Annotated in this window: 19 protein-coding genes and 1 pseudogene; 15 read left to right on the top strand and 5 right to left on the bottom strand. The window is 62.2% G+C overall.

The genetic code is table 11. From position 1 onward, the window contains the following. The first annotated feature begins 166 nt into the window (after nucleotides 1-166). From NKK47_RS06945 to NKK47_RS06930, 4 genes are all read left to right on the top strand, one after another. Nucleotides 167-694, top strand: a complete 528-nt coding sequence (locus NKK47_RS06945) for a MarR family winged helix-turn-helix transcriptional regulator (RefSeq protein WP_352456926.1) — start codon at nucleotides 167-169, stop codon at nucleotides 692-694. Then, complete coding sequence (locus NKK47_RS06940; RefSeq protein ID WP_023678415.1) at nucleotides 681-1400, top strand: response regulator; 720 nt, start codon at nucleotides 681-683, stop codon at nucleotides 1398-1400. The genes NKK47_RS06945 and NKK47_RS06940 overlap by 14 nt, the downstream gene beginning before the upstream one ends. Before the next feature lie 51 nt (nucleotides 1401-1451). Continuing rightward, nucleotides 1452-2867, top strand: coding sequence for an ATP-binding protein (locus NKK47_RS06935; RefSeq protein ID WP_352575780.1), 1416 nt, complete (start codon nucleotides 1452-1454; stop codon nucleotides 2865-2867). A 205-nt stretch (nucleotides 2868-3072) separates the two neighbouring features. Next, nucleotides 3073-4095, top strand: a complete 1023-nt coding sequence (locus tag NKK47_RS06930) for a glycosyltransferase family 4 protein (protein WP_352456924.1) — start codon at nucleotides 3073-3075, stop codon at nucleotides 4093-4095. Nucleotides 4096-4107: 12 nt separating this feature from the next. On the opposite strand, the gene NKK47_RS06925 is transcribed toward NKK47_RS06930, so the two are convergent. The 3 genes from NKK47_RS06925 to NKK47_RS06915 all read right to left on the bottom strand — a co-directional run bounded on the left by NKK47_RS06925 (nucleotide 4108) and on the right by NKK47_RS06915 (nucleotide 5608). Next, nucleotides 4108-4467, bottom strand: a complete 360-nt coding sequence (locus NKK47_RS06925) for a tRNA-binding protein (RefSeq protein ID WP_352456923.1) — start codon at nucleotides 4465-4467, stop codon at nucleotides 4108-4110. Between the two features lie 6 nt (nucleotides 4468-4473). After that, nucleotides 4474-4974 carry a type III secretion system chaperone family protein gene (locus tag NKK47_RS06920; RefSeq protein ID WP_023678420.1) on the bottom strand — a complete coding sequence of 167 codons (501 nt, stop codon included), beginning with the start codon at nucleotides 4972-4974 and terminating at the stop codon, nucleotides 4474-4476. 331 nt (nucleotides 4975-5305) lie between these two features. Further along, nucleotides 5306-5608 carry an accessory factor UbiK family protein gene (locus tag NKK47_RS06915; RefSeq protein WP_023678421.1) on the bottom strand — a complete coding sequence of 101 codons (303 nt, stop codon included), beginning with the start codon at nucleotides 5606-5608 and terminating at the stop codon, nucleotides 5306-5308. Between the two features lie 131 nt (nucleotides 5609-5739). On the opposite strand from NKK47_RS06915, the gene lgt reads away from it, so the two are divergent. The 6 genes from lgt to NKK47_RS06885 all read left to right on the top strand — a co-directional run bounded on the left by lgt (nucleotide 5740) and on the right by NKK47_RS06885 (nucleotide 11619). Next, the gene (gene lgt / locus NKK47_RS06910; protein WP_352456922.1) at nucleotides 5740-6591 is read left to right on the top strand and encodes a prolipoprotein diacylglyceryl transferase; all 852 of its coding nucleotides are present in this window, start codon (nucleotides 5740-5742) and stop codon (nucleotides 6589-6591) included. After that, nucleotides 6588-7676 (top strand): class I SAM-dependent methyltransferase, encoded by a 1089-nt coding sequence (locus NKK47_RS06905; protein ID WP_352456921.1) that lies wholly within the window; start codon nucleotides 6588-6590, stop codon nucleotides 7674-7676. Before lgt ends, NKK47_RS06905 begins: the two co-directional genes overlap by 4 nt. Nucleotides 7677-7815: 139 nt before the next feature. Next, the gene (pgeF, locus tag NKK47_RS06900) at nucleotides 7816-8604 is read left to right on the top strand and encodes a peptidoglycan editing factor PgeF (protein WP_023678424.1); all 789 of its coding nucleotides are present in this window, start codon (nucleotides 7816-7818) and stop codon (nucleotides 8602-8604) included. Beyond that, nucleotides 8604-9755: a M24 family metallopeptidase gene (locus tag NKK47_RS06895; protein ID WP_352456920.1), complete on the top strand. Its 1152-nt coding sequence runs from the start codon at nucleotides 8604-8606 to the stop codon at nucleotides 9753-9755. Before pgeF ends, NKK47_RS06895 begins: the two co-directional genes overlap by 1 nt. Nucleotides 9756-9809: 54 nt before the next feature. Then, nucleotides 9810-10430, top strand: a complete 621-nt coding sequence (locus NKK47_RS06890; RefSeq protein WP_023678426.1) for a hypothetical protein — start codon at nucleotides 9810-9812, stop codon at nucleotides 10428-10430. Between the two features lie 253 nt (nucleotides 10431-10683). Then, nucleotides 10684-11619 carry a ribose-phosphate pyrophosphokinase gene (locus tag NKK47_RS06885; RefSeq protein WP_023678427.1) on the top strand — a complete coding sequence of 312 codons (936 nt, stop codon included), beginning with the start codon at nucleotides 10684-10686 and terminating at the stop codon, nucleotides 11617-11619. A 97-nt stretch (nucleotides 11620-11716) separates the two neighbouring features. Here the strand turns inward: NKK47_RS06885 and NKK47_RS06880 are convergent, their stop codons facing one another. Next, nucleotides 11717-12598, bottom strand: coding sequence for an AraC family transcriptional regulator (locus NKK47_RS06880; RefSeq protein WP_023678428.1), 882 nt, complete (start codon nucleotides 12596-12598; stop codon nucleotides 11717-11719). 128 nt (nucleotides 12599-12726) lie between these two features. Here NKK47_RS06880 and NKK47_RS06875 point away from each other — a divergent pair, with 128 nt between their 5' ends. Next, on the top strand, nucleotides 12727-13971 hold the full coding sequence (locus NKK47_RS06875; RefSeq protein WP_352575778.1) for an MFS transporter: 1245 nt from the start codon (nucleotides 12727-12729) through the stop codon (nucleotides 13969-13971). Between the two features lie 204 nt (nucleotides 13972-14175). Further along, a complete protein-coding gene (locus NKK47_RS06870) occupies nucleotides 14176-14925 on the top strand; it encodes an SDR family oxidoreductase (protein ID WP_352456918.1) in 750 nt (249 codons plus the stop codon). Between the two features lie 65 nt (nucleotides 14926-14990). Here NKK47_RS06870 and NKK47_RS06865 read toward each other — a convergent pair. Beyond that, nucleotides 14991-15086: pseudogene (locus NKK47_RS06865) on the bottom strand (alpha/beta fold hydrolase); the annotation flags it as partial. A 224-nt stretch (nucleotides 15087-15310) separates the two neighbouring features. Between NKK47_RS06865 and NKK47_RS06860 the strand changes: the two are divergent. Genes NKK47_RS06860 through NKK47_RS06850 form a run of 3 tightly spaced genes read left to right on the top strand, consistent with a single transcriptional unit; the run spans nucleotide 15311 to nucleotide 17271 of the window. Continuing rightward, on the top strand, nucleotides 15311-15955 hold the full coding sequence (locus tag NKK47_RS06860) for a 50S ribosomal protein L25/general stress protein Ctc (protein WP_352575776.1): 645 nt from the start codon (nucleotides 15311-15313) through the stop codon (nucleotides 15953-15955). A gap of 23 nt (nucleotides 15956-15978) precedes the next feature. Further along, nucleotides 15979-16704 (top strand): aminoacyl-tRNA hydrolase, encoded by a 726-nt coding sequence (pth, locus tag NKK47_RS06855; RefSeq protein ID WP_352456916.1) that lies wholly within the window; start codon nucleotides 15979-15981, stop codon nucleotides 16702-16704. 3 nt (nucleotides 16705-16707) lie between these two features. After that, nucleotides 16708-17271 carry a hypothetical protein gene (locus NKK47_RS06850; protein WP_352456915.1) on the top strand — a complete coding sequence of 188 codons (564 nt, stop codon included), beginning with the start codon at nucleotides 16708-16710 and terminating at the stop codon, nucleotides 17269-17271. The last annotated feature ends 63 nt before the right edge of the window (nucleotides 17272-17334 follow it).

Here is a 17334-nt window from a genome sequence, read left to right as displayed (position 1 = left end):
AAGCGTAGGCGGATATTTAAGGTCTGGCAAACTCAGGAAGTTCCGGAAAAAACGGCTTCGCTTGCCTTTTCGTTCGCAATCCGCCGAAAAGCTTGCCAAAAATTAGCATCGCGCGGAAAATACGTCAATAGTGCTGACATAATTTCCTGCTTCACACGGAGAAAAGATGACGAGCCACGCAGCCGCAGAACCGATCAGGACGGCGATCACCGACGAGGACGGCATCGATTTCGCCATCATCGAGTTGTTTTTCTTCGCCTATCGCGACTTTACCTCCGATCCGGACCAGATCCTGGCCGATTACGGTTTTGGCCGTGCCCATCACCGGGTTCTGCATTTCGTCAATCGCCGGCCCGGGCTGACGGTCGCCGAGCTCCTCGACGTGCTCAAGATCACCAAGCAGAGCCTGGCGCGCGTGCTCAAGCAACTGATCGACACCGACCATATCGTGCAGTTGCAGGGCCCTCGCGACCGCCGCCAGCGCGAACTCTACCCGACAGCCAAGGGCCGTGCCCTGGCGCTGGCGCTGGCGCGGCCACAGTCGCGCCGCATCCATGCTGCATTGGAAGATTCCGGAGCCACCGAACGCGCCGTTATCGAACGGTTCCTTGAAGCGATGGTCAATCCGGAACTAAGGGCGCAGATCGACATTGTGCCCGCAAAGATGTCAGGGAAAAACCATGGAGACCATTGAGAGGGTTGATCATCCGACAGCACCGGAAGACGACGCGCCGCATCTGCTGGTGGTCGACGACGACACCCGTATCCGCAATCTTCTGAAACAGTATCTGACCGAAAACGGCTTTCGCGTCACCGTCGCCGGAAATTCCGGCGAGGCGCGGCGCAAGCTCGCCGGCCTCGACTTCGATCTGATCGTGCTCGACGTCATGATGCCGGGTGAAAGTGGCGTCGACCTCACCAAGGCGCTGCGGGCGGAGAAAAACGTGCCGATCCTGATGCTCACCGCACTGTCCGAAACCGACAGCCGGATCACCGGGCTCGAGGCCGGCGCCGACGACTATCTGCCTAAACCGTTCGACCCGCGCGAGCTGATCCTGCGTATCAACAATATCCTGCGCCGCGGCGGCCCCGCGACAACGCCCAAGGTCGAACAGCTGGTCTTTGGCCCCTATACGTTCCAGATCGCCAGGCGTGAGCTGAAGCGCGGCGGCGAGGCGCTCAAGCTGACCGACCGCGAGCAGGAAATCCTGGCGATCTTCGCTGCCCGTGCCGGCGAGACGATACCGCGGCATGAGCTTGTCGGCGATGAATCCGAGGTCGGCGAGCGCACGATCGACGTCCAGATCAATCGGCTCCGCCGCAAGATCGAACGCGATCCGTCCAATCCGGTCTGGCTGCAGACAGTGCGCGGTATTGGGTATCGGCTCAGCGTGGAATAGAATGCCGCCGACAGCGGTCCTTTGCCGGGCCGCCGGTGAGCGAAAAGACGAATGGCGACCACGCAACTCGAACGGCCGGGAGATGGCGGCTTGAGCGCTCGCGCGACGCGGGCGCTCAAGGCCGTGCCGCGCGCCTGGAACCGTTTCTGGCGCCTGGTGTCGCTTTACATGCCGAAGCGGCTCTATGCCCGTTCGCTGATCATCGTCATCGCGCCGATGATCATGCTGCAGTCGGTCGTCGCCTTTGTCTTCATGGAGCGCCACTGGCAGACCGTGACGCAGCGCCTGTCGCAGGCCACGGTGCGCGACATCGCCGCCATCATCGACCTGATAGAGACCTATCCTCACGACGCCGACTACGCCAACGTCATCCGCATCGCCCAGGATCGCATGCAGCTGAAGGTCGACCTCCTGCCGCCCGACCCGCTGCCGCCTCCCGGGCCAAAGCCGTTCTTCTCGATCCTCGACGAGATCCTTTCGTCCGAGATCACCCGCCAGATCAACCGTCCGTTCTGGATCGATACGGTCGGCAATTCCAATATCGTCGAGGTCCGCGTCCAGCTCGAGAACAAGGTGCTGCGCGTCTTCGTGCGCCGCAGCCAGGCCTATGCATCGAACACCCATATTTTCCTGATCTGGATGGTCGGCACCTCGCTGGTGCTGCTGATGATCGCCATTCCCTTCCTGCGCAACCAGATCCGGCCGATTCTGACGCTGGCCGAGGCGGCCGAGAGCTTCGGCAAGGGCCGGCCGATGCCGCGCGATTTTCGCCCGCGCGGAGCCGAGGAGGTCCGCCGCGCCGGCTTTGCCTTCATCCAGATGCGCGAACGCATCGAACGCCAGCTCGAGCAGCGCACCGCCATGCTGAGTGGCGTCAGCCACGATCTGAGGACCATCCTCACCCGCTTCAAGCTGCAATTGGCGCTTGCCGGGACCAAGGCAGCCGATACCCAGGCACTCGACCAGGACATCGACGACATGCAGTCGATGCTGGAAGGCTACCTTGCCTTTGCACGCGGCGAAGCTTCGGAAGACGCCGGCCAGTTCGATCTCGAAGCCTTCTTCGATAAGCTTCGCGAGGAGGCCGCGCTGCGCAAGCGCAAGCTGTCGACCGTGCTCGTCGGCGATCCGCATGTGCACGTGCGCCCCAATGCCTTTGCCCGGCTGCTGTCCAACGTCGTCGGCAATGCATTCCGCTATGCCAAGTCGGTGGAGATCAATGCCAATCATGGGTGCGGTTCGCTGCTCGTCACCATCGACGATGACGGCCCGGGAATTCCGCCCGAAAAGCGAGAGGATGTATTCAAGCCGTTCGTGCGGCTGGACGAGGCCCGCAACCTCGACGCCAGCGGCACCGGCCTTGGCCTCTCCATCGCACGTGACATTGCCCGCAGCCATGGCGGCGACATCGTCCTCGAACGCAGCCCGCTCGGCGGCCTTCGGGCGGTGATCAAGGTCCCCGCTTGACGGCAGCGACACCCGGCCTTCATCGGCCCGTCATGAAACCATGGTGAAGAGCGCCAATGAAGCGCGCGATCCTGATTGATTCGGCCCTGCGGCCTCATTTCGACCCCGCGCCTGTCCGGGTGCGCCGGTGCGAGGCCAGAGTGGCGGCGTGGTCGCCGTTCAGGCATCGCGGCAAGCCAATCAAGCTTGCCGCCAAGGGACCGCCATGCGCATCCTGATGGTCACCGACGCCTGGCGCCCGCAAGTCAACGGCGTCGTCCACACGCTGGAGCGCCTCTCGGAGACCCTGAAATCCTTCGATATCGAGACGGACTTCCTGACGCCGAATATCTTTCGCACCCTGCCGCTGCCGACCTATCCCGATATCAGGCTGGCGCTGACGACGCCGCACCGCGTGGCGCAGCTGATCGAGGCGCGCAAGGTGGACCACATCCATATCGTCACCGAAGGACCGCTCGGCATTATGGCCCGGCGCTACTGCCGCAACGCCGGCCGCCCGTTCACGACCAGCTATCACACACGTTTTCCGGAATATCTGAGCGCGCGCCTGCCGGTGCCTGAAGCATGGGCCTATCGCTGGCTGCGTGATTTCCACAATTCAGGACAGGGCACGCTGGTTGCCACCCAGTCGCTTGCCGACGATCTTGCGGCGCGCGGCTTCACCAAGCTCCGGCCGTGGACGCGCGGCGTCGACACCGATCATTTTCGGCCGGACAAAAGAAAGGACCTGGGATTTCCCGGACCGATCTTCCTCTGCGTCGGCCGCGTCGCGATCGAAAAGAACCTGCCGGCCTTCCTAGACCTCGACCTGCCCGGCAGCAAGTTGGTCGTAGGCGAAGGGCCGGAATTGGCGAAGCTGAAGGCCAGATATCCCGATGCCCATTTCCTTGGCCATCGTCCGAACGACGAACTGACCGAGATCTACGCCTCGGCCGATGTTTTCGTCTTCCCCAGCCGTACCGACACGTTCGGCAACGTCATCATCGAGGCGCTGGCCAGCGGCACGCCGGTCGCAGCCTATCCCGTCACCGGACCGATCGATATTGTGGGTGACGGCATCGGCGGCGCGGTGTCGGACGACCTGCGGCAAGCAGCGCTCGCCGCCCTTCACGTCGACCGCGCCGAGGCGCGGCAACGCGCGATGCGCTACAGCTGGAAGGCCTGCGCGGAAATGTTCATGGAAACGGTCGAAGAAGCGCTGGGTACCACGCGTAAACTGGCTGCGTGAACAACAACGCAGCTAGAACAACCTGCCGCCGTCCGGCACCTTGCGCTCGATCGCGCCAAGGACAACGGCGCCCTCCTCGTCAGGAAAGCCGAGCGTCAGCACTTCCGACATGAATGGCCCGATCTGACGCGGCGGGAAATTGACCACTGCGAACACCTGCCGGCCGATCAGGGCTTCGGACGTATAGTATTTCGTGATCTGGGCCGAGGATTTCTTCACCCCGATCACGGGACCGAAATCGATTTTCAACTTGATCGCCGGCTTGCGCGCCTCGGGAAAAGGCTCGGCCTCGACGATCGTGCCGGCGCGGATGTCGACGCGGTCGAAATCGGCAAAGCTGATCTCGGGTTTTCGCGCGTTGCTCGAACTCATCGACGGTCAGGCGTTTCCGTAGGTTTCGAACAGCACGCCGGCCAACGCATCCTTGGCCGAAGTTCCCGACCAGACGACGAACTGGAACGCCTGGAAATAGCATTCGCAGGCTTCCAGCGCCGACGACAGCAGCACCTCGACCTGCTGGCTCGACGGCTCGACCCCACCGGCCAGCAGCAGCGACTGGCGGAACATGATGGCGCCTTCCTGCTCCCAGAGGTCGAAATGGCCAAATAGCATCTGCTCGTTGATCAGCGAAAGCAGCCGCATCACCTCGAGCGCGCGCGCCTCCGGGACCTTGATGTCGAAGGCGCAGGCCAGGTGCAGCGCCTCGTAGTCCTCCATCCAGGAGAATGAAACGTGGTAGTCGGTCCAGCTTCCGGCAACCGAGATCGAGATCTCGTCGTCGCCGGCCCGCTCGAAGGACCAATCGTTGTTGTGCGCCACCTGCTCGATAACATCCACCGGATGGATTTCGCGGGAGAATTCGAGTTCGAGAAGTTCCATGAAATGCTTCCTGTCGTTCTGGGAGCGCCACCACACGCTCCGCGGGAGAGGCACACTCGAACAATTCTGCCTAGAACTCGGACGGCCAGGACTTCGTGAACGCAAAGACCCCGGACCGGACCCCACCGCCCGGCGCATGACCCTGCTCCGAATCATGCAACAAATTCAGTCTATTGATCGGGAGTCGCGTGACCAGCCAAATTTTTCGCACTGCGTCATTCGCATGTGGAAAGGCGCTGTCACAAAGATTCACGCAGTACCGGTAAGCGATTCACGACAAAGCGCTTTTTGCGATCCGGCTTTGTGGAAAAGTTTAACGATTTATTTCTTGTTATTTTTTTGCACGCGGCTTTGCCGCAGCCGCAGGCGCTGCTTGACCGGTCAATTCGGCAAGCCTGGCCTCGAGCGCCTCGATGCGAGCGGCGAGGCGGGTGTTTTCTTCCCTGGCCTTCGCCGCCATGTCGCGAGCGGCCTCGAATTCCTCGCGCTGCACCACGTCCATGGAGTTGAGTATGCGCTCGGCCTGGCCCCTGAAGGCGGTCTCCACCTCGCGCCGCACGCCTTGCGCGGCACCGGCTGCATCGGTCATCAGCTTGGCGAATTCATCGAGAATGCGGTTCGGTCCGGTCGCCATGGCAAATCCTCGCTTGGTCGAATTGACGTAGTGGCGCGCGATTCGGAATGCAAGCATATGCTTGCCTTGACCCCGCCAAAAGCCTGCCGCATGGTCCGCGCCCGAACCTGATTGGGAACCCGGAGACCCTGTTGAGCGAATATTTGCTGCCGCTGGCCGTCCTGCCCTTTCCCAACATCGACCCGGTCATCGTCCGGATCGGACCGCTGGCGGTGCATTGGTACGGCGTCGGCTACATCGTCGGCATTCTGTTCGCGTGGTGGTACGCCAAGCGCCTCGTCACCAACCCAAAACTCTGGCCCGACGGCACCCTGCCGATGAAGCCCGTCGACCTCGATGACTTCATCGTCTGGGCAGCCATCGGTGTGGTGCTCGGCGGACGCACCGGCTACGTGCTGTTCTACGACCTGCCGCGCTACATTGCCAATCCGCTCGATATCGTCGCCGTCTGGCAGGGCGGGATGTCGTTTCATGGCGGCCTGCTCGGCGTCATTCTCGCAATGACGCTGTTTTCCCGGTCTCGTGGCATCCGCACATGGTCGCTGTTCGACGTGGTTGCCGCCGGCGTGCCGGTGGGGCTTGGCCTCGTTCGCCTGGCAAACTTCATCAATTCCGAACTATGGGGCCGGCCGACCGACGTTCCATGGGCATTCGAATTCCCCAATGGCGGCCCATTTGCACGCCATCCGAGCCAGATCTACGAGGCGCTCCTCGAAGGGCTGGTGTTGTTCCTTGTCCTGCGCTTCCTCACCCATTCGCGGCTCAAGCTGAAGGCGCCGCGCTTCGTCGGCGGCGCCTTCATCGCCGGCTATGGCGCCTCGCGCATCTTCGTCGAATTCTTTCGCGAGCCCGACCAGCAGCTTGGCTACCTCCTCGGCACGAGCTGGCTGACCATGGGAATGGTGCTGTCACTGCCGATGGTGCTGGCCGGCATCTGGGCGATGGCTACAGCCAAGCCGGTGACAAAACCGCAGCCGGCATGACGCGGCTGAAGACCCGCATCGCCGAGCTGATCGGTGCCGTGGGACCGATCCCCATCAGCGAATACATGGCGCTCTGCCTGTTCGATCCGCAGGACGGCTATTATACGACACGTGAGCCGTTCGGCGCCGCCGGCGACTTCGTCACCGCGCCGGAGGTCAGCCAGATGTTTGGCGAGCTGGTCGCCATCTGGCTCTATCAGGCGTGGCTGGCGATCGACCGGCCGACGCCGGTCGCCATCGCCGAAATAGGCCCCGGCCGCGGCACGCTGATGAGAGATATGCTGCGCACGCTTTCGCGGCTCGATCGGACGCTTACCGCCAGCGCATCGTTCGCCTTGATCGAGACCAGTCTGCGGTTGACCGAGGTCCAGAAACGAACGCTTGCCGGGACGTCGGCCACCATCGCCTGGCATGAGGCCGTCGACACACTGCCGCAGGGGCCGCTTCTGATTGTTGGTAACGAGCTGTTTGACGCCGTGCCCATCCGCCAGTTCGTCCGCGCTGGGGCCGGCTGGCGCGAGCGGATGATCGGTCTCGACGATGCGAACCGGCTGCGCTTTTTCGTCGGCGCCGGCTCGCTTGACCCGATGCTGCTGCCGGAGGGTGCCGAGAATGCGCCGCAAGGTGCCATCGTCGAGGTGGCGCCAGCCCGCGCCGCCCTGATGGCGGCCATCGCCGGGCGACTTGCCGGATTTGGCGGCGCCGGCCTGTTTCTCGACTACGGTCACCTCCAGCCCGGGATCGGCGACACCTTGCAGGCCTTGCGCAAGCACGGTCATGAGGACGTGCTGGCCAATCCGGGGCAGGCCGATCTCACAGCCCATGTCGATTTCGCTGCCCTCGCGGCAACCGTTCGGGCACACAGCCTCGATGCCCACCTCTCAACGCAAGGTGAATTCCTGCTCAAGATGGGGCTTCTCGAACGAGCTGGCCGGCTCGGCGCCAATGCCGATGAGGCAGCTCGCGAAAAGATCGCGGCCGACGTCGAGCGCCTCGCCGGCCCGCTGGCCATGGGCGAACTCTTCAAGGTGCTTGCCGTCCTCCCCGCCGGCATTGCCGTTCCGCCGTTTCCAAGCACGGATTGACTTTTCGCTGCCGCCTCTCTCACTCTCCCGTCTCCGACTAGCGCCCGACATCAACTGCGCCAGCCTTCAACTGACCAGCCTTCAACTGCGCCCCTTCAACTCGCTTGACGAAATCGCCCATACGGACAACAAAGCCGCCATGCTGAATCAGACCAAACCGGATCCCGTTCGGTCGCCCTTGCTGGAAACGGCGCAAGGCATCCGCCACGGCTACTTCACGCGAGTCGGCGGCATTTCCAGCGGCATCTACCGGGGCCTCAACATCGGCACCGGCTCGAACGACGACCAGACGCTGGTGCGCGAGAATCGCCGCCGGGTCGCCGAATGGATGGGCGTGCCTGCAAACCATCTGCTGACCGCTCACCAGGTTCATTCGCCGGACGTCGTCATTGCCAGGGAGCCTTTTGCCGGCGAGCGGCCCAAGGCCGACGCCATTGTCACCGACCGGCCGGGCATTGCCGTCGGTGCCTCGACCGCCGACTGCGGACCGGTCCTCTTCGCCGACGCCGAGGCGCGCATTATCGGCGCCGCCCATGCCGGCTGGAAAGGCGCTTTCACCGGAGTGCTGGAAAACACCATCGCGGCAATGGAAAGCCTCGGCGCCCGGCGCGACCGCATCGTCGCAGTGCTCGGTCCTTCGATCGGCCCACGGAATTACGAAGTCGGACCGGAATTCGTCGCCCGTTTCGTCGACGCCGATGCCGGCAATGCTCGCTATTTCGCGCCCTCCGCAACTGCCGGACACGCGATGTTCGATCTCAACCGCTACACGGTCGACCGGCTGACCAAGGCTGGCGTCAACGCCGAAGGACTTGGCCGCTGCACCTATGCCGAGGAAGAGCTTTTCTACTCCTATCGGCGCAGCACGCATCGCAACGAGCCCGACTACGGGCGACAGGTTTCGGCAATCGTTTTGGAGGCTGACTGATGGCGCTGCATTTCGAACGCTCGGAATTCGACGCGCGGCGCGATCGACTGATGATCGAGATCGCCGAAAAGAAGCTCGACGCCGTCCTGCTGTTTGCCCAGGAAAGCATGTATTGGCTAACCGGCTACGACACCTTCGGCTTCTGCTTTTTCCAGTGCCTGGTGGTCAAGGCCGACGGCTCGATGGTGCTGCTGACGCGTTCGGCCGACTTGCGCCAGGCGCGCCACACCTCGATCATCGACAACATCGTTTTGTGGACGGACCGCAACGGCGCCAATCCGGCGGTAGATCTGCGCAATCTGCTCAACGAGCTTGACCTGCTCGGCGCCCGGATCGGCGTCGAATACGACACCCACGGCCTGACCGCCTATAATGGCCGGCGCCTCGACGAGCAGTTGCAGACCTTCGGGCAGATCGCGGATGCCTCCGGCATTGTCAGCCGGCTACGGCTGTTCAAGAGCCCGGCAGAAATCGCCAAGGCGGAAAAAGCCGCAAATCTGGCCGACGACGCGCTGGACGCAGCACTGCCGCTGATCAAGCAGGGCGGCGATGAGGCGCTGATCCTCGCCGCCATGCAAGGTGCGATCTTTGCCGGCGGCGGCGATTATCCGGCCAACGAGTTCATCATCGGCTCCGGAGTCGACGCCCTGCTTTGCCGCTACAAGGCCGGTCGCCGCAAGCTCACCAAGAACGACCAGCTGACGCTCGAATGGGCCGGTGTCTTCCACCACTACCATGCGGCAATGATGCGCACGGTGTTGACCGGCAAGGTATCGAAACGCCAACAGGAATTGTTCGATGCCGCCCGCGCCGCGCTACTTGCAGTCGAGAAGGCGATGACGCCCGGTAATACGTTCGGCGACGTGTTCGACGCCCATGCCCGCACCCTCGAAGCACACAATTTGACCAAGCACCGGCTCAATGCCTGCGGCTATTCGCTCGGCGCCCGCTTCACCCCGTCCTGGATGGATATGCCGATGTTCTATCAGGGTAATCCCGAACCGATTGCGCCGAACATGACGCTGTTCGCCCATATGATCATCATGGACTCCGAAACCGAAACCGCGATGACGCTTGGCCGCACCTATCTGACCACCGAATCCCAGCCGAAGCCGCTGTCCCGCCATGATCTCGACTTGATCGTGCAGTGAATCCATAATGGAAAGAATGTGAGGGGCGTTCGTCGCCAAGGAGTTTTCAGGCTAATGAGACGATCGCATGTGACGACCGTGTCATTGCTCGTGGCGCTGGCACTGGCGGCCTGCACCAATGCGAAGGACGTTCTCGAACCCTCGGCCATTGCCCCGCAATCGACGCAATCGCTCTCCGGAGCCGGAGGTGCCGCAACGCCCCCCGCAACTCCGGCTCAGCCTGCCGGCACCGCGCAAACTGCAGATACAGCGCAGCCTTCCGCTGCAGCAGCCGTGCCGCCCGCCAAAAGCGCGGCTGCCATTGCGCGGACCCGGCTGCAGGTGGCGCCGATCGTCGGCGCCTCGGTAGAAGCCGCGACTCCGCTGACCGCCGAGCTTCAGACACGCGCCAGGCAGCGCGGCATCACCTTGGCCGGCAGCACCGACCAGACCCCTACGCATGTGCTCAAGGGCTATTTCTCGACCATGACGGAAGGCAAGGACACTACCGTCATCTATGTCTGGGACATTTATGACCCGGCCGGCAACCGGCTGCATCGCATCAACGGCCAGCAGAAGGCGCCCTCTGTTGGCGGCGGCGAAGGCTGGACGGCGGTCGCGCCGGCGACCATGCAGGCAATTGCCGACCAGACAATCGACCAGTTCGCCACCTGGCTTGGCGGCGGCGCCGGCTGACCTGGAGCGTGATTCCGAAAAGTGGAATCCGGTTTTCGAAAAAGAGCATGCTCAGACTGAAAGTTAGAAGCTATCCCGATTCCGTCGGCATGGAACTGGCTCTATCGCCGCATGCTCAAGCCGTAAGCGTTTATTGAGATTAGCCGGCGGATTCCCATTCACGACGCTTGCAATACCGGCGCGGGCCGCTAAAAGCCCGACTAAGAGGCTGGAGTGCTATCGGAGTCTCTCAATCCTTCGCCAGGAACGGTGCATGAAGCTCTTCGCGGGCAATTCCAACAGGGTGCTGGCCGAATCAGTCGCCCGTTACCTCAACATTCCGCTGGGCAAGGCCAGCGTCAGGCGCTTCGCCGACCAGGAAATCTTCGTCGAGATCCAGGAGAACGTGCGCGGCGAGGACGTCTTCATCCTGCAGTCCACCTCGTTCCCGACTAACGATCATTTGATGGAACTGCTCATCATGATCGACGCCTTCATGCGCTCCTCGGCCAAGCGCATCACTGCAGTTATTCCTTATTTCGGCTATGCCAGGCAGGATCGCCGCGCCTCGGGCCGCACACCGATCTCGGCCAAGCTGGTCGCCAACATGATCACGAGGGCGGGCGTCAACCGGGTGCTGACCCTGGATCTCCATGCCGGCCAGATTCAAGGTTTCTTCGACATCCCGACCGACAATCTGTTTTCCGTGCCGGTCATGGCCCGCGACGTAAAGGCGAAATACAAGCAGCTTGCCAATGTCATGGTGGTGTCGCCGGATGTCGGCGGCGTGGTCCGCGCCCGCGCGCTCGCCAAGCGCATCGACGCCCAGCTTGCCATCGTCGACAAGCGCCGCGAGCGCCCCGGCGAATCGGAAGTGATGAACGTCATCGGTGACGTGCGCGGCAAGGATTGCCTGTTGATCGACGACATCATCGATTCGGGCGGCACGCTGTGCAATGCGGCCGATGCGCTGCTTGCCGACGGCGCCACCAGTGTCACCGCCTATACTACCCATGGCGTTTTGTCCGGCGGCGCCATCGCCCGCATCGGCGCCTCGAAACTGCAGGAACTGGTCATCACCGATTCCATCCAGCCGACCCAGGCAGTGCTGGACGCCGCCAATATCCGCGTCATCTCCATCGCCGAATTGATGGGCGAGGCGATCTCGCGCACGGCGACCGAGGAATCGGTTTCGAGCCTGTTCGATTAATGCGTGTCGCGCAAAGTGCAGCGGTTTTGCGATAACGACATGCATAAAAGCAAGAACCCAAAGCGCGTCGCATGAGGCCGGTCGAACGCGACGCCCTTCAGGGCTGCGACTCAGGCCGAGCCGGACCGCTTATTCGTCGCACACCTTCGCCAGCGTCACGGGCGCCCCGCATGTAACCGCGTGGCGATGCTCCCAGCATGCGCTTGAACATGGTGATGAACGCCGGCACGCTGTCATAGCCGAGATCGAGCGCCACTCTCGTGATCGGCTCGCCGTCGGCCAGCCGTGGCAGCGCCGCGAACAGACAGGCCTGCTGACGCCAGGTCGACAGCGACAATCCGGTCTGGCGGTGGAACGCGCGGGTGAAAGAGCGGCGGCTCATGCCGACGATAGCGGCCCACTCGTCGATCGTCGCATGCGGTGACGGTGCCGAGACGAAGCGCCGGCACAGCGTCGCCAGCCTTGCATCGGACGGGAACGGAAGGCCGAGCGGCCGTTCCGGCAGGTTCGGGATTTCGTGCAGCAGGAGCTTCATGATCAGTCCGCCCCGCCCCTCCAGCTCGGCGCCTTGCGGCAGCTTTTCCGATTCCACGATCAGGCTGTGCATCAGGTCGGTGATGCCGACGACACGCAACCCGTCCGGCAGGCCGGGAATGGCCTCCGGCATCACATAGACGGACCGCATGCTGACGTCGCCCAGCATCTCGACGGAATGTTCGGTGCCGGCGGGGATCCACATCGCGTGGTCCGGAGGCACCATCCAGCGCCCATGCCGCGTCGTCACCAGCACGACACCGACCAGCGCGTGCAGCAACTGGCTGCGGCTATGATGGTGCCGTGGCACATGGTAGCCGTCCGGATATTCGGTCGGCAGCGCCACAGCCGGCCCTACGGCCTGCTCCAGCCATTGCCAGCGACGCTCATGCAACAGCCCGAGATCGGTGTCGCCCGCTCTGAACATTTCCCTGCCATGCGGCATCAGCTATGGCCCACTTGCGAAACTATTGGACCAAACCACGAAAGAAGTCGAGTGACAAGCAACGTATAAGGCTGCGGCCTATAAGACCGCCTGCGGGAGCGCCCGCCAAAAAGACCACGGAGCCTGCCTTGACCGATACCACAGCAACCGCCGACGCCAAGCCGGCAGCGGCCAGCCACATTTCAGCTCAGGCGACGGCCTTCACCGTCATCCTGGCGGTGAGCTTCTGCCATTGCATCAACGACATCATGCAGTCGCTGCTGTCGGCGATCTATCCGCTGCTGAAGGACAATTACGGTCTCGATTTCTGGCAGATCGGCCTTTTGACTTTCACCTTCCAGGTGACGGCATCCTTGCTGCAGCCGGTGATCGGCATGATTACCGACAAGCGGCCGATGCCCTATTCGCTGCCCTACGGCATGGCTTCTTCGCTGATCGGGCTGGTCGTGCTGGCCTATGCCGGACATTACTCGCTGCTCCTCATCGGCGCCTCGCTGATCGGCATCGGCTCGGCGATCTTCCACCCGGAATCCTCGCGCATCGCCCGCTTCGCCTCCGGTGGCCGGTTCGGTCTTGCGCAGTCGCTGTTCCAGGTCGGCGGCAATTTCGGCCAGGCGATGGGGCCGCTGCTGGCAGCCTTCATCGTCGTGCCCTTCGGCCAGACCAGCATCGCCTGGTTTGCCGGCGGCTCGCTGATCGGCATCATCGTGCTGTGGCAGGTTGGCGGCTGGTACAGCCGCCTGCGTGCCGCACAGGGCACCCGCAAGGCGGCAGGTTTCGTCTCGCCCTTCCCGCGCCGCAAGGTGATGGGAGCGCTGCTGGTGCTGACGCTGTTGGTATTGACCAAGAACGCCTATATTTCCAGCCTTGCCAGCTATTACACCTTCTATTCCATCCATAAATTCGGCGTTTCAGTCCAGATGTCGCAAGTCATGCTGTTTCTGTTCCTCGGCGCCTCGGCCCTTGGCATCCTGCTCGGCGGCCCGTTCGGCGACCGCTACGGGCAGAAGGCGATGATCTGGTTCTCGATCGTCGGCGTGCTGCCCTTCACCCTGGCCTTGCCCTACGCCAATTTCGAGTGGACGATGGTTCTCACCGTGCTGATCGGCCTGATCCTGTCCTCGGCTTTCTCGAACATCGTCGTCTTCGCCCAGGAACTGGTGCCCGGCCGCGTCGGCATGATCGCCGGCATCTTCTTCGGCTTCGCCTTCGGCATGGGCGGCATCGCCGCCGCCGTGCTTGGCGTCGTCGCCGACATGAAAGGCATCGATTTCGTCTTCCAGGTCTGCTCGTATTTGCCGCTGCTCGGGCTACTGACGGTCCTCCTGCCTAACATGAAGGAAGCGAGGAAGGTGGAGGCTGCGGCCAGCTAAAAATCAGTTCATCTTCGGAATTGATACGAGGGCGCGACAGTTGCCGCGCCCTCGATGATTCTTTCACCATACGCCGGGTGAAAAGCCTGTTAGAGAGGGTCACCTCTGAAGGCAAAATTTTGGTCAGCAACGCCTTCAAGTTGAACATACCGGGCTCAGCCCTGATGCTGCGCAGCGCTCCGCGCCAGGAAAGGCAATTCGCTTATGTCCAGACTAAAAGGCAAGGCCGCATTGATTACCGGCGGCACCAGCGGCATCGGCCTGGTGACGGCACGACGTTTCATCGAGGAAGGTGCGCGCGTCGCTATCACCGGAACAAATGCGAGCCGTCTCGAGGAGGCGCGCACCATCCTCGGCAGTGATGTGCTTGTCATTGCCGCCGACGCCGGAGATGCTGCTGCCCAGAACGACATAGCGCGGCGGATCGAGGAAACCTTCGGCAAGCTCGACGCTCTCTTCCTCAATGCCGGTATCGCCGACCTGCGCCCGCTTGGCGACTGGACCGAGGCCGCGTTTGACAGGAGCATCGACGTCGACCTCAAGGGGCCGTACTTCCTGGTCAAGGCGCTCGTTCCGCTGTTTTCGAACCCGTCGTCGATCATCCTCAGCGGCTCGGTCAACGCGCATATGGGAATGGCTGGAACGCACGTCTATGCGCTGGCCAAGGCCGGCATGATTTCGCTCGCCCGGACGCTCTCGGGCGAACTGATAGAACGCGGTATTCGCGCCAATGTGATCAGCCCGGGTCCGATCGACACTCCGCTCAACGACAAACTTGGGCTGGACCCCGAAGCGGCGAAGGCGCGTGCGAAAGCTGTGGTCGGCCTGGTGCCTGCCCGTCGTTTCGGAACCGCCGAGGAAATTGCCAACGCGGTGGTTTTTCTTGCTTCGGACGAATGCCCGTTCATGGTCGGTGCGGAAATGCTGATCGATGGCGGCTTGAGCATCGCCTGACATCGGCACGACCTGACACGAGATCACCCGCAGATGGCGGGTTTTTTGTTGCGTTCTGAAAGGCCTTACGCCCTGAAGAAGGCCAGCATGTCGGTGTTTATAACATCGGCATGGGTGGTCGCCATACTATGGGGGAAACCCTTGTAGTCCTGTCGCCTGCCATGACTTGCACCCTTTCCCGCCTTCGGCTATAGAGCCGCCACCCGCGTAGACACCCTTGGAGGCAACGCGGCGGAAGGCTGCCTTCCCTTGTGATCCCGAACAAAGGTCCGCTTGCTTATGCGGCTGCCGGCTTTCGGATATGCAGGCCCGGCGGCTTTCGACGTTTACGGCCCCGGCACGTTGCCGGCCGTGAGCGCTCCAGAACAACGCGAAAGGAAATGCCATGAGCCACGATACTTACGAGCTCAAGGCCGAAGCGCGCGAACAGGTCGGTAAGGGGTCCGCCCGTGCAGTTCGCCGCAACGGTAAAGTGCCTGCAGTGATTTACGGCGACAAGCAGCCTCCCCTGGCGATTGCGCTGACCTACAAGGACATCTACTACAAGATCCATGGCGGCGGGTTTCTGACCACGGTCGCCACGATCGATGTCGACGGCAACAAGATCCAGGTTCTGCCCAAGGATTTTCAGCTCGACCCGGTCAAGGATTTCCCTGTCCATGTCGATTTCCTGCGCATCGGCAAGGATACCGAAGTCAACGTCGATGTGCCCGTGCACTTCATCAATGAAGATAAGTCGCCCGGCATCAAGCGCGGCGGCGTGCTCAACATCGTGCGCCACGAGGTCGAGTTCCACTGCCCGGCCAATGCGATCCCGGATTTCATCATCGTGGATCTCACCGGTACCGATATCGGCGATTCGATCCACATTTCGGCCGTCACCTTGCCGGCCGGCGTCAAGCCGGTGATCTCCGACCGCGACTTCACCATCGCGACCATTGCCGGCTCCTCGGCGATGAAGCCGGAGGCTGCGGAAGAGACGACTGAAGCGGCTGCGCCCGAAGCGGCTCCTGCCGCTGAAGAGAAGTAACCCCTTCCCGCCCGGAGGCGACGATGCTTGTCTTTGCAGGCCTCGGCAATCCGGGCGCGAAATACGCCAACAACCGGCACAATGTCGGCTTCATGGCGGCGGACGCGATCGCCCGCCGCCATTCCTTTTCGCCCTGGTCGAAGAAATTCCAGGGTCTGATCGCCGAAGGCACGCTTGCCGGCGAAAAGGTGATCCTGATCAAGCCGCAGACCTTCATGAACCTGTCCGGCCAGTCGGTCGGCGAAGCCTTGCGCTTCTACAAGCTCGGCCCTTCGGCGCTGACTGTCTTTTATGACGAGATCGACCTTGCCGCCGGCAAGGTGCGGGTCAAGGTCGGTGGCGGTTCCGGCGGCCACAACGGCATCCGCTCGCTCGACCAGCACGTCGGCAAGGATTTTCGCCGTGTGCGCATCGGCGTCGGCCATCCCGGCGTCAAGGAAATGGTGCACGGCCATGTGCTTGGCGATTTCGCCAAGGGCGACCGCGAATGGCTGGACGTGCTGCTCGACGCAATCGCCGATGGTGCCGGATTGCTTGCCAAGCGCGACGACAATTCGTTCATGAACCGCGTGACGCTGGCGCTGCGCGACAAGCTCACGCCGACGGACGACGACGATCGCCCGCCGCCCAAGGCGCCAAAGGCGCAAAGCCACGTCCGCCAGGCGCGGCCTCAGCAGCCGGCGGCCAAGCTGCCCGAAACCGGCCCGATGGCGGCCATGCTGAAGAAGCTTTTTGGCGGCAAGGACTGAGCCATGGATCTGGATGACATTCAGGAATTGGTCCGTCTCATCAGACAGAAGTATGTTGATTATTTCGTCGCCGCTGCCGGCGAAGTTGCTCGCAACAGCCAAGGATCGCATGCGACCGAAATCAAGTTTTCGAACGTCGATTCCTTCTATCGAAATTTCATCGCGGTTGATTTCGTCAGTAATGACGGACAGCCAAATCCGCAATTCATCAACAGCGATTCCTATGTGAAATTCTCTCCGGATATTCACGCCGGGATGGGTGGAATGGATGTCCTCATCTCACCTTTCAGGTGGGATGAGGTTCATTTTAAATTCCCTATAAATGAGCTCGACGGCGATCTCTTCGACGAATGGTTTCGCGGCTGGTTCGATATCGATGGCGAGCGTGAAACATCGGAGACCGTCGGAAACGTCATTCACAGTGCGCAATTGCTCGACGGGCAACTGACCATCGATTTCGGAACCGCTGAGGTCGACGCGTTCTGGCATCTTCTGCAAATACTGAGCAGGTCCGGCGTTCGTTCGTTGGCGATAGGCACCGATGACATCGCGCAGCGTCTGAATTGAATTGCGCCTTGACGATCATCGGCGCTTTCGCCCATAGCCCTGATCAAATTTCGATTTCCCGAT

Source organism: Mesorhizobium sp. M0019, assembly GCF_040323975.1.
Taxonomy (GTDB): domain Bacteria; phylum Pseudomonadota; class Alphaproteobacteria; order Rhizobiales; family Rhizobiaceae; genus Mesorhizobium.
Note: the sequence above shows the minus strand (reverse complement) of the source record. Positions and strands in the feature narration are given on the sequence as shown.

Bases quoted from the DNA above. Each gene is read 5' to 3' on its own strand.
- NKK47_RS06945 (WP_352456926.1), top strand. From the start codon at position 167: ATGACGAGCCACGCAGCCGCAGAACCGATCAGGACGGCGATCACCGAC.
- NKK47_RS06940 (WP_023678415.1), top strand. From the start codon at position 681: ATGGAGACCATTGAGAGGGTTGATCATCCGACAGCACCGGAAGACGAC.
- NKK47_RS06935 (WP_352575780.1), top strand. From the start codon at position 1,452: ATGGCGACCACGCAACTCGAACGGCCGGGAGATGGCGGCTTGAGCGCT.
- NKK47_RS06930 (WP_352456924.1), top strand. From the start codon at position 3,073: ATGCGCATCCTGATGGTCACCGACGCCTGGCGCCCGCAAGTCAACGGC.
- NKK47_RS06925 (WP_352456923.1), bottom strand. From the start codon at position 4,467: ATGAGTTCGAGCAACGCGCGAAAACCCGAGATCAGCTTTGCCGATTTC.
- NKK47_RS06920 (WP_023678420.1), bottom strand. From the start codon at position 4,974: ATGGAACTTCTCGAACTCGAATTCTCCCGCGAAATCCATCCGGTGGAT.
- NKK47_RS06915 (WP_023678421.1), bottom strand. From the start codon at position 5,608: ATGGCGACCGGACCGAACCGCATTCTCGATGAATTCGCCAAGCTGATG.
- NKK47_RS06905 (WP_352456921.1), top strand. From the start codon at position 6,588: ATGACGCGGCTGAAGACCCGCATCGCCGAGCTGATCGGTGCCGTGGGA.
- pgeF (WP_023678424.1), top strand. From the start codon at position 7,816: ATGCTGAATCAGACCAAACCGGATCCCGTTCGGTCGCCCTTGCTGGAA.
- NKK47_RS06895 (WP_352456920.1), top strand. From the start codon at position 8,604: ATGGCGCTGCATTTCGAACGCTCGGAATTCGACGCGCGGCGCGATCGA.
- NKK47_RS06890 (WP_023678426.1), top strand. From the start codon at position 9,810: ATGAGACGATCGCATGTGACGACCGTGTCATTGCTCGTGGCGCTGGCA.
- NKK47_RS06885 (WP_023678427.1), top strand. From the start codon at position 10,684: ATGAAGCTCTTCGCGGGCAATTCCAACAGGGTGCTGGCCGAATCAGTC.
- NKK47_RS06880 (WP_023678428.1), bottom strand. From the start codon at position 12,598: ATGCCGCATGGCAGGGAAATGTTCAGAGCGGGCGACACCGATCTCGGG.
- NKK47_RS06870 (WP_352456918.1), top strand. From the start codon at position 14,176: ATGTCCAGACTAAAAGGCAAGGCCGCATTGATTACCGGCGGCACCAGC.
- NKK47_RS06860 (WP_352575776.1), top strand. From the start codon at position 15,311: ATGAGCCACGATACTTACGAGCTCAAGGCCGAAGCGCGCGAACAGGTC.
- pth (WP_352456916.1), top strand. From the start codon at position 15,979: ATGCTTGTCTTTGCAGGCCTCGGCAATCCGGGCGCGAAATACGCCAAC.
- NKK47_RS06850 (WP_352456915.1), top strand. From the start codon at position 16,708: ATGGATCTGGATGACATTCAGGAATTGGTCCGTCTCATCAGACAGAAG.